The following is a 10,435-nucleotide window of genomic DNA, read 5'->3' on the forward strand; positions in this document are numbered from 1 at the left end:
GTCCCCGCGCCGCTATGCGGCCGCGGCTTCGGTTTCCAGCGCCCGGCGCGCGCGCATATGTTCGGCCGGCAGGTTCACCGTCTCGACGCAGACCAGCCTTTCGCCGCGATAGCTGCGCACCAGAAGCCGCGCCGGGTCGGGCAAGGGCTCGATCTCGGTCCGGTCGGCGCCATCGCGCAATCCGGCGATTTGCAGCTTGTGCGGGCCCTGGTCGCTCCAGAACCAGGGCGTCCTGGCAAAGGGCACGGGCTGGCCCGCCAGCCGCTCGGCCAGGCATTTCGCCTGATCCACGGCGGCCTGCACGGATTCCAGCCGCAGATGCGGCCCGCCCGGTCCCTGCGCCACGGCGGCGCAATCGCCGATCGCCGAAATGGCCGGGTCCGAGGTCGCCAGGAAGCAATCGGCAAGGATGCCGTTGTCCACCGCAAGCCCGGCCTCGCGCGCCAGTTCCGCATTGGGCACCACCCCGGTCGCCATCAGCACCGCATCCGCGGCAATCGTCCGGCCATCCGCCAGTTCCACCGCGCCGGCGGCACCGTCCGGCCGCGCCAGGATACGCCGGACCGTGACGCCCAGGTGGATCTCGGCCCCTGCGTCGCGATGCGCGCGCAGGAAATGGTCCGACACCGCCGGCGAAACCGCCCGCGCCATCAGCCGCCCGGCCGCCTCGAGCAGCGTGACCCGCAGGCCGGCGGCACGGAACACCGCCGCCGCCTCGAGCCCGATGAAGCCGCCGCCGACGATCACCACATGCCGCGCGGCCGCGGCCAGGCTGCGCATCCGGTCGGCGTCGTCCAGGCCGCGCAGCGCCATCACCCCCGGCAGGTCCGCGCCCTCGACAGGGGGAAGCCGGTTGCGGGCGCCGGTGGCCAGGACCAGCTGCCCATAGCCCAGCCGCCGGCCGTCCGACAGCACGACGGCGCGGCCTGCACGCTCGATCCTTTCCACGCGGCTGGAGGTCAGCACGGTGATGTCGTTCATCTCATAGAACTCGGCCTTGCGCAGCAGCAGGCGCTGGGGTTCGCCCTCGTTGAAATAGGTCTTGGACAGCGGCGGGCGGCTGTAGGGCAGGAACGGCTCGTCCCCCACCAGGACGATGGGGCCGGGATAGTCCTTCTGCCGCAGGCTGATCGCCAGCTGGCAGGCGGCCTGCCCCGCCCCGACGATGACGACTGCATGATGATGGCTTCGCTGCATGGGGCCTCCGCTGGAAAAGGCGATCCCGGCGGGCCGCGCCGGGAAAGCATCTTCGCCGACAAGAACCGATCCGCGAGAGCACCTCAAGATAAAAATACGAAATAGCAGCTTTACGTATGCAATACTGCGCCAAGATTCCAGGCTGATGCCTGACAAACACGGGAAATCTAACCGCACGGTGTAGCCCGCGCGGAGAAAGCCCCGTACGCACCCAGGCGCGCCCAAATCAAAAATATATTTGACTGGTGAAATAAATATCATGAATGTGCCAAAAAATACAAGGGAGGAATCGATGAAACGAATGATCGCCGCCACCGGCGCGGCCCTGATTGCGCTTGCGACGCCGGCAATTGCCGAGCAGCCGACCGTGGTCATCATGCAGTCCCTGACCGGCCCGGCCGCCTTCATGGGCGCCGGCGTGTCCGAGGGCATGGCCATGGCCTTTGCCGAGGCGAACGAAAAGGCCGAGTTCGGCGCCGGCAAGTCCGTCCGCGTCCTGGTCGAGGACGATGCCTCGGACCGCACCCAGGCGTTGACCCTGATCACCCGCCACGCCAACGCCCCGGAGGTCAGGATGATCCTGGGCCCGACCAGCGGCGCCGTCGCCATCGCCGGGGCCGAGCTGGGCAACCGGCTGGAACTGCCCATCGTCACCCTGACCAACAACCTGGACATCCCCGCCGCCGGACCCTGGGGCTTCATCAGCACGCAGCCGCCGCGGCAGATGATGTCCTACCTGGCCGATTTCGCCGCCGACACCCGCAAGGTCGAAAGATGCTCGACCGTCTCGATCAAGGAGATCGAGGTCTATGTCGCCCTGCGCGCGGCTTTCGAGGATCTGGTCCGCGAAAAGGGCGTCGCCGTCGTGTCCAGCGAATCGGTGTCCTCCTCGGACATCGACTTCTCGACCCTGGCGACCAAGATCGCCGGGCAGGACATCGACTGCCTGTTCATCTCGGCCATGGCGGCGCAGGGCGGCAATATCGTGCGCCAGCTTCGCGAAGCCGGTCTGGACGAGAAGGTCGAGATCTTTGGCATGAACACCTTTTCCTCGCCCGAGTTCACCCAGACCGGCGGCGGCGCGACCGAGGGCGTCTACATGCTGTCCGACTGGGTGCCGGGCGGGTTCAACGACTTCTCGGTCGCCTTCGCGCAGAACTTCCAGGCCCATGCCGGCCGGGCGCCGGACAATTGGGCGGCGCTTGGCTATACCATCGGCCGCGTGGCCATCGAGGCGATGAAGGCCGCCGGACCCGAAAGCGGACGCGACGCCATCCGCGATGCGCTGAGCGCGACCAGGGACGTGGCCTCGGTGATCGGCAGCGGCTCCTACAGCTATGTCGACGACCGCTCGCCGGTCAGCGGCAGCAACGTGGTGCAGATCAGGAACGGCACCGCCGTGCTTTATACCGAATGACCCCCGGCAGGGCGCGGCAAGACAGCCGCGCCCCACCCAGATGGAGTGATCACGATGGTGGCCGAGCCCCAGCATTTCCCGCATATCTTCCGCCCCCTTCGCATCGGGGGCATGCAGCTTTCCAACCGGATCATGGCGCCGCCACACGGCCGCATCATCTCCGATCCGCTGGCCTCGCCGAAAGAGGCCGAGCGCTTTTCCGGCTATTGGCTCGAACGGGTCCGCAACGGCCTTTGCTGGGTCGATGGCGTCAATACCTTCATCGACAACCGCATGGTGCCGCGCGGCTATGCGCCCTCGGGGCTGGGCGCGATCCTGCGCGGCAGCGTCCACAACCCGCAGTATCGCGACCGCATGGCGCGCCTGGCCCAGGACATCCACGCCCATGGCGCCGTGGTGACGGCGCAGGTCATCAACCAGGGCGCCATGCCGCATTCCGCCTCGGGCGTGCTGGCCAATTACACCAACAATGCCGGCACCCACACCCTGACCGGCCCCGAGATCGCCCGCATGATCGAGGATTACGTCCTGGTCGCCCGCACCGTGCGCGATTGCGGGCTGGACGGGATCGAACTGCACGCCAATCACGAGGACGTGCTGCAACTGTTCCTGTCCCCCGCGACCAATCACCGGCAGGACGAATACGGCGGCAGCGCCGAAGGCCGGCTGAAGCTGCTGACCGACGTGCTGGCCGCCATCCGCGCCGAGGTGGGGCGGGATCTGACCCTCGGCATCCGCTTCAACATGCACGAGCTTTTCGAAGGCGGCTACGATCTGGACGAGGGCATCGCCATCGCCCGCGCCGTCGAGGCGACCGGGCATATCGACTTCTTCCATGGCGTCATCGGCAACAACTGGGGCGCGCCCAGCTATATCCAGCCGCATCTCTACGGCGTCGCGCAATGGTCCGAGATGGCCAGCCGCTATCGCGCCGCCCTGTCCGTGCCCGTGGTCTATAGCGGCCGCGTCGATTCCCCCGAGGCGGCCGAGGCCGTGCTGGCCCGCGGCCATGCCGACGTGGTGGGCGTCGCGCGTGGCTTTTTCGCCGACCCCGCCTTCGTCGCCAAGGCGCGCCAGGGCCGCAGCGCGCAGATCGTGCCCTGCATCGGCTGCAACGACTGCCTGCACGCGGTCTCGGTCGAGAAGCTGCCCTTCGGCTGCGCGGTCAATCCCCGCGCGGGTCGCGAGGCCGACCCACCCCCTGCCCGCGCCGCCCAGCCGCGCCGGATCATCGTCGTCGGCGCCGGCCCGGCCGGGATGGAGGCCGCCGCGGTTGCCGCCGAACGCGGTCACGCGGTGGTGCTGCTGGAGCGGGAGGAAGCGCCTGGCGGGCAGATGCGGCTGGCCGCTGCCGTGCCCGAGAACCGGCAATTCCTGGCCTATATCGACCGCCAGCATCACCGGCTGCGCGCCGCCGGCGTGGACATCCGCCTGGGAACCGAGGCCGACCCGCAGGCGATCACGGCGCTTTCGCCCGACGTGCTGCTGCTGGCCACCGGCTCGCGCCCGCGCCGCCATGCCGTTCCGGGCGCCGAACTGCCTTTCGTGATCGAGGGCCGCGACCTGCTGGCGGGGCGGGCGCAGGTCGGTCGCCGGGCGCTGGTCGTCGCCCGCGAGGATCACATGCAGCCCCTGACCGTGGCCTCGGCGCTGGTCGAGCGCGGCGTGCATGTCCGGCTGCTGTATCAGACGCCGGCGGTCGCGCCGCTGGTGGGGAAATATTCCATCGGCGCGATCATGGCCCGGCTGACCGCGGCCGGCGCCGAGCTGCGCGTCATGGAGCGCGTCACCGCCATCGCGCCCGGCCGCGTGGCGACGCGCAATGTCTATTCCGGCGCCGAGGCGCTGCATGAAGGTTTCGACAGCGTGGTGCTTGCCTGCGGGGCCGAGCCCGAGACCGCGCTGGCCGAGGCCTTGCAGGCGCAGGGGATCATCGCGCCCTTGCTGCTGGGCGACGCCTATGTGCCGGGCCGCATCCTTGCGGCGACGCGGGAAGCCTATGAGATCGCCTCGCGGCTGTAAGGAACGCGGCGGCCGCGAGGGGTTCGCGGCCGCCCGGCATGTCTGCCGGGCCTAGGGCTGGTAGCCGAAGGTTTCGAAATCGCGGGCGTAATGGTCGCGCACGCGGATGCGGTCGGCCGGGCTCCATTCGATCTCCAGCGGGTCCGAGCGCAATTCGTGGGGGTTCTGCTGGGGCGGGGTCACGCCCAGCCGCTCGGCTACGGCCGCCAGGGGGCCGGAGAGCCCGTCCTCGAGCTTGAAGACCTCGACATCCTTGCCGAGGAATTCCCATTGCGGGCGCAGGTGGTTGTCGAGGTGGAACTTGGCGCGGCGCTGCTGGTCCAGGTTTTCCTCGATCCAGGGCGAAAAGGCGGGCAGGCCCTTCCAGAAACTGTCCTTGGCCAGCTGCGCCCGCATCCGGTATTCGCTTTCGATCCGGTGATAGGGGTTGCGCACGATGGTAAAGGCGTAGTCGAAGAAGCCCTCGCCCAGCAGCGCCTCGATATCCTGCGCGCGATAATGCTGCGGCGTGCAGCGGCTGGCATGGGGAATGCCCATGGAAAACAGCCGCAGGGGGGCGATGCCCTTCATCCAGCTCTCGACCGAGGTGCCCCCCGCCTTCGGGATATGGATGAAGAGGATACGCTTGCCGTTATGCTGGATGAAGGGCATGGTTTTTATCGATCAGCACACGTTCTCTAGGTTGTGATGGATACCCAATAGCACGCCTAAATCGCCTATACTTCTACCTTTTCTACTTCCAGCCTATTGATACGCTGTTCCAGCCGACGAATACGTTGTGCTTGGTCCAACGTGACCTCAAGCAGCACATCGAATAGTCGGTTGCGCAGAGCAGTTATTTCTGGCTCTGATGGCGGAGACTTGGCAATGGCACGCGGATCGAAGCCGAAAGCGTCCATGTACTGATCAAAAAGAGCCGCCTGCTCACGGATGATCAGATCTGTTTCGGAATAATCGAAACTTGCCGTTATCACTTCTTCGAGTTTAGGTATACCGTCCAGTGTTGGAAGAACCGCTCGATCAAAGGCGGCAGGCAGCACATGCTTGGAAAAGCGAGTATTGAACAGAGCCCGCATAACTATTTCGGCATCTTCTCCGCGCTCCAGAACGCGCTGTTCTGGTGTATTGAGTTCGAAGCCAATGGCCTCAACGAAATCTGTCACGATATCGCTGGCCTTGTCATAGGATCGGACTTCCAGGATGTCGCCCATCTGTCGATGCCAATGCAGTAGGCCAGAATACCAATGCACCAGCTTACGCGCCCTGACCGGGTAAGGCTGCACCGGGCCAGGCTCAACCTTATCACGCACCCCCATTGCACATAAGCCGAAGGCAGCCAAGATGCGGGGTTCCGAGCATAGCCAATAACCCGCACCGCAATTCCTGCCTCGCGCAGCCGGTTGATCATTGGCTTCATTTGCCCGACTTTTCCAGAAAGCGCCTCATTAGAAAGAATGAAGGATTGTATTCCAGCAGCCGAACGGGCACGCAGCATCTCGATAAGCAGATCCGCCGCGTGAGTCATTTCTTCGGGAGGCAAGGAAAAAAACTGTTCTTGATTCTGCACGCCTCGAAAGCGCGGGTCCAACATATCGAACCACATACCAAGATATTCAGCTCCTTGCGCGGCAAGTCGGTCGGCACTGCTCGACAAAGCAGCTTGAATTGCACTGGTTCCGGTTTTTCCCATTCCAATATGCAGAATCAGGTTCATCGCATCTCACTTTCGTTGATCTGGCTGCGCGCGCTGGCAATCATTTCACTATCCGCAGCATAGGCCCGCGCAATATCAGCGCTCGCTATCTTGGAGAGATCCGATCCAGACTTACGGTTTCCGGAGGCATTATTTGGATTTAGTCTAACCGCATCACACAGAAAGTAGTCATCATGCCCAAAGATACCGCCGAGGATGCGTGCGCTATCAGCGTCGAAACTCTCAACAAAGCCTAAGGTCAAGCGCGGCAGTTCATCAAAGAAGATTTGTTTACGCTGCAATCGCCAGTGTTCATCTAGATCCCGTAAATCTGAATCGGCCGCCACTCCGACAGCAAAAGCATCAAGCGTCAAAAAATCAGCCAAGGGTACATCAGGGTCAATACCAAGGTGAGCACGAACCTTACGAGTAAATTGGGTCTCACGGGATAACTTCTTGCGCCAGGCCGACAAAAATCGACTCTGAGGGCTACGCACGAAAGCGAATAGCGGTACGTCGGGATCATCCAGCATCGCCTCGAAACGAGAATAACCCAACTGATACGGGGTTAGAAGCAAATTCGCCGCCCGCTTGTGGATCATTTCTGCATTTTCGATATGAAAATCCGTTTTTCCTATTGCCCGAGCTACTGATAAATTCAGCGTGGCCTTCAATGTAGAACAGGCACAGATCGGGTTCGAAAAGAAGACGAAACGCGGATTTTCAGCAATATGAACGGTATAGTTCAGTTCAGCCTCGCCACCCACCATGGCAGCCATCCGCTTTAGCCGGGGAGAGAGTATCATATCTCTATCTTCCAACCTTTTCTCTACAGATCATAGCGAGGGAAATATTCCTCTCCCCTCCAATTCCATCAGTCAACGAAGGATACACCTTAACATGACTCGATACCTCTCGGCCATTCCATAGGCAATACAGCCCCTCAATTGATCGATTCTCAGACACCATCAATCTCCAAAATGAGGGGCAGATCATTCTGTAACCGCACTGAAAGCAACGCGTCAACTATTTTTCTTAAGGTGGGAAAGTCTTTCGCTTATTATATTATACGCTGCCTGAGTACAGAAATCCTCACCCAGAAACTCCGCTACCTTTCTCAAAGCACCTTCCCCTTCAACAATATCTTCATATCTTACATGAATGCTTGCATCGTTCTTAGCTGCACAAGCAAGGAATGCAGCATCGGCATTTTTTATGAATTTCTCAACGGCCTCTCTGGGACGCTGCTTCCACCATCCAGACCTAGAAATTGCGCCAGCATCTCTTGTTTGAAACACGAATCTTGCATTAGGGAAGTATCTTGACAGAAGATTTATGTTGTATTCTAGTTGTTCCATATTATTCACCCACCTAATTTCCTTAAATCCCGATACACGAGTTTCCGGCGGCGGAGACAATATCTCTCTTACAAAGTCATTAAAGATGGCTTTTGCGAAATTGCCTGGGTCAACCAATTCAGCTCCATACCATGGATCCTTTGGCGTCTCCATTATGTGCTGCATTTCCGGCCGGCGTTCATTTAATGGTTTTAAATTCGCCTGCCTTCGAAAAGTGAAGTTTACATTATCCAAGCTGCGCACAGCGGCGCAAAGGTGATGCAATACATTATTGTTCTCCCCCCTGATGCAATATCCGGGAAAGCTGTTGAGATAATTTGTCATGAGCGTGGAGCCTGACCGCCCATAGGTAACTAGAAAAACATAACCTTCCTTCGGAGCGTAAAGCGCAGGATACAGATTAGAGTTCATCGCTTTCCCAACTTTATTTTTTCTTCTTTTCTGCATCCCGCATGGCCTCTAGCCTTTGCGTCAACGGCTTAATAACACTTTCCCAATCCCGCCCCTCCATATCCGCCCGGGCGCGCGCGGACAGGCGCAGGACCAGGTCAGGATCTGCGGCCAGCCGGGCCAGCGCGGAAAGCGCCTCGGCAACGGTCTCGTCCTGCGACAGCACCACGCCGTTCTCCCAAGGACGCAAGACCTCGGTCACGGCCCCTGCATCCGTCGCGATGGGGATCACCCCCGAACGCATCGCCTCCAGGATCGTCAGCGGCAGCCCTTCGTAATAGGAGGGCAGGATGAAGGCATCGGCCCATTCGAATGCCTCGGCCAAGCCCTCGGGCGTGGTCAGTGGCGGTTCCAGCGACCGGGCGATATGGGCCGGGATTTCCAGGACGCTGTCACCCATGACGGATTTGCCGATCAGCCGCCAATCGACCGGCAGGCGCATCGCATCGGCTGTTTCCACGATCGAGATCAGCCGCTCGACCCCCTTCTGGTGGTCCAGTCGTCCCAGATAGATGACGCGCAGCCGGTCCCGCGCCGATCGCATGGCGCGGCGGTCGGCAATACGGGCTTCGGCCCCCTCGGGCAGGTCAAAGCTGGGCGCGTTCAGCAGCGGGATGACCTTTTCGGCCGGCATCCCCATGCCATGGCACCAATCGGCCAGTTGCTGCGAACAGGGCAGCACGATGTCATAGGCATGTTCGAAGGCCAAGCCCAAATAGGTGTTGCCGATCAGGCGCCGGAACGGGCTGAGATCGCTGAGATGCAGCGACAGCGCAGTCTTGACGCCAAAGCGTTTCAACTGCCCCATGACGCCTGAAATCGCACCGCTGTGGAAGGTGATGACGGCATCCAGCCAGGCCAGCATCGCCGTCGCATGGCGCTGGTCGCCAAAACGCGACCAGTCAGGGACATCGGTGCCCAGATAATTGGTGTTCGCCGGGCCCCAGGTCGAAAAGCCCGAATCAGCCAGAAAGGTGACGCTTTCGAAGGTCTCACGCCATTCGGCGCTGAACTGGCAGCCGCGCGCCTCGATGACGAACAGATGCGGGCGCCATCCGTCCTTCTTCATCGCCTTGGCGATGTTCAGCGCCACCCTCTCGACCCCACCGAATTCGACCAGCGGCAGCACGAAGCCAATGTCGCGCCCCTCGGTGACGACCCTAGGATAGGCAGCGTCGGATTTTGTCGGAATCCGGCTGATCTCGTGGGTGCGTGACCGCCAGGGAATACCCGGATTGCGCCAGTCCCAGCTATAGGCCAGCGCGTCGCGATTGGGCGATGCCTGATAGCGCGCAGCCAAGGCGACGAAATCATGTGCCGCCGCGCCATAAGGTCCCTCTCCCTCAGCAAACAGCATTTGGGGCAGCTGAAGCCGCAGCAGATTCGTCGGAACGTTGCAGGGCCGCGCCGCAACGCCCGAAGCCCAGGCGATGGAACTGTCGCGCACGATGGTCGAGAAAAGCCCTGGCTGGACCATTAGCATGTCGGCGCGCAGCTCGATCGCCCCTTGCGCCTCCTGCTCGTCCCAACCGATCCGGTCGGCCTCACAGGGCTGGATCTCCAGCGCAGCAAAGCATTTGTCGGTCAGGCGACGCTCCATCGTCCACAGCACCCCATGAAGCATCCGGCCGCGGCGCAGTTGCTCCAGCACCGTCGAATGCGTCATCACCAGGATCGGCGGCATGTGATGCTGGCTGTTGTCGGTCTGCGTGCGCCACCATTGCTGCTCGAACTCGGCCACGGTCAGGATGCGGCCGTCGGGGGCGTCGGGATCGACCGTCAGCAGCACCTCGTGGCGGTCTGCCAGGAAGAAGGCATAGCGCGGCGCCTCTTTCTGCTCCAGCTCCAGCAGCCCGCGCGGGCTGAACAGGTGCTTGTGCTTCTTGCGCATCTCGCTGCGGATCGCCTCGGAATCGCGCTCGGAATCGGCCAGCATGCTCTCGGCGCGCTTGCGATAGAGAAAGCCGAAATTGTCGATGTTGCGGCCACGGAAGCCCGCCTCGGCGGCGGTCAGGAAGAAATCCCAATCCTCGAAGCCGGATTTGAACGAGGTGTCGAAATAGACCCCGGCATCAAAGACCTCGCGCCGGATCAGGCTGCCGGCCTCGCAGATGTTCATCACCGTATGGATCAGCAGAGAATAGTCGCCGCCGTAATCCCCGGCCCAGCTGAGGCCGAACATGTCGATATTGGGATAGATCCAGCCGGCGTCGGGATGCTGCGCCAGCGCCGCCATGGCATTGGCCATGGCGTCGGGACGCAGCCGGTTGTCGGCGTCCAGCATGTAGATCGCCTCGA

At 62.1% G+C, this 10,435-nt stretch carries 9 protein-coding genes; 2 read left to right on the top strand and 7 right to left on the bottom strand.

All coding sequences use genetic code 11. The annotated features are described in order from the left end of the window. Positions 1-12 precede the first annotated feature (12 nt). Positions 13-1,197, bottom strand: a complete 1,185-nt coding sequence (locus IT40_RS15970; RefSeq protein WP_052096036.1) for an NAD(P)/FAD-dependent oxidoreductase — start codon at positions 1,195-1,197, stop codon at positions 13-15. Positions 1,198-1,489: 292 nt separating this feature from the next. Here IT40_RS15970 and IT40_RS15975 point away from each other — a divergent pair, with 292 nt between their 5' ends. Both IT40_RS15975 and IT40_RS15980 read left to right on the top strand, forming a co-directional pair. Then, positions 1,490-2,614 (top strand): ABC transporter substrate-binding protein, encoded by a 1,125-nt coding sequence (locus IT40_RS15975; protein ID WP_147279044.1) that lies wholly within the window; start codon positions 1,490-1,492, stop codon positions 2,612-2,614. 54 nt (positions 2,615-2,668) lie between these two features. Further along, a complete protein-coding gene (locus tag IT40_RS15980; RefSeq protein WP_036757263.1) occupies positions 2,669-4,636 on the top strand; it encodes an oxidoreductase in 1,968 nt (655 codons plus the stop codon). Positions 4,637-4,687: 51 nt separating this feature from the next. On the opposite strand, the gene IT40_RS15985 is transcribed toward IT40_RS15980, so the two are convergent. The 6 genes from IT40_RS15985 to IT40_RS15995 form a co-directional block, all read right to left on the bottom strand. Further along, the gene (locus IT40_RS15985) at positions 4,688-5,287 is read right to left on the bottom strand and encodes a sulfotransferase family 2 domain-containing protein (RefSeq protein WP_036757265.1); all 600 of its coding nucleotides are present in this window, start codon (positions 5,285-5,287) and stop codon (positions 4,688-4,690) included. 65 nt (positions 5,288-5,352) lie between these two features. Beyond that, positions 5,353-5,847 (bottom strand): hypothetical protein, encoded by a 495-nt coding sequence (locus IT40_RS28725; protein ID WP_147307358.1) that lies wholly within the window; start codon positions 5,845-5,847, stop codon positions 5,353-5,355. Then, positions 5,796-6,350: a hypothetical protein gene (locus IT40_RS28730; protein ID WP_147307357.1), complete on the bottom strand. Its 555-nt coding sequence runs from the start codon at positions 6,348-6,350 to the stop codon at positions 5,796-5,798. The genes IT40_RS28725 and IT40_RS28730 overlap by 52 nt, the downstream gene beginning before the upstream one ends. Next, complete coding sequence (locus IT40_RS28735) at positions 6,347-7,108, bottom strand: sulfotransferase family 2 domain-containing protein (protein WP_166436168.1); 762 nt, start codon at positions 7,106-7,108, stop codon at positions 6,347-6,349. The genes IT40_RS28730 and IT40_RS28735 overlap by 4 nt, the downstream gene beginning before the upstream one ends. Positions 7,109-7,351: 243 nt before the next feature. Continuing rightward, positions 7,352-8,134, bottom strand: coding sequence for a sulfotransferase (locus tag IT40_RS27670; protein ID WP_084197192.1), 783 nt, complete (start codon positions 8,132-8,134; stop codon positions 7,352-7,354). Next, on the bottom strand, positions 8,112-10,435 hold a 2,324-nt coding region (locus IT40_RS15995; RefSeq protein ID WP_036757317.1), incomplete at its 5' end, for a glycosyltransferase. The genes IT40_RS15995 and IT40_RS27670, both read right to left, overlap by 23 nt.

It is taken from the genome of Paracoccus versutus (genome assembly GCF_000763885.1).
In the GTDB taxonomy this organism is placed as follows: domain Bacteria; phylum Pseudomonadota; class Alphaproteobacteria; order Rhodobacterales; family Rhodobacteraceae; genus Paracoccus; species Paracoccus versutus.

What these genes read in the sequence shown, in the direction of transcription:
- IT40_RS15970 (WP_052096036.1), bottom strand. Translation starts at nt 1,197, where the DNA reads ATGCAGCGAAGCCATCATCATGCAGTCGTCATCGTCGGGGCGGGGCAG.
- IT40_RS15975 (WP_147279044.1), top strand. Translation starts at nt 1,490, where the DNA reads ATGAAACGAATGATCGCCGCCACCGGCGCGGCCCTGATTGCGCTTGCG.
- IT40_RS15980 (WP_036757263.1), top strand. Translation starts at nt 2,669, where the DNA reads ATGGTGGCCGAGCCCCAGCATTTCCCGCATATCTTCCGCCCCCTTCGC.
- IT40_RS15985 (WP_036757265.1), bottom strand. Translation starts at nt 5,287, where the DNA reads ATGCCCTTCATCCAGCATAACGGCAAGCGTATCCTCTTCATCCATATC.
- IT40_RS28725 (WP_147307358.1), bottom strand. Translation starts at nt 5,847, where the DNA reads ATGGGCGACATCCTGGAAGTCCGATCCTATGACAAGGCCAGCGATATC.
- IT40_RS28730 (WP_147307357.1), bottom strand. Translation starts at nt 6,350, where the DNA reads ATGAACCTGATTCTGCATATTGGAATGGGAAAAACCGGAACCAGTGCA.
- IT40_RS28735 (WP_166436168.1), bottom strand. Translation starts at nt 7,108, where the DNA reads ATGGCTGCCATGGTGGGTGGCGAGGCTGAACTGAACTATACCGTTCAT.
- IT40_RS27670 (WP_084197192.1), bottom strand. Translation starts at nt 8,134, where the DNA reads ATGCAGAAAAGAAGAAAAAATAAAGTTGGGAAAGCGATGAACTCTAAT.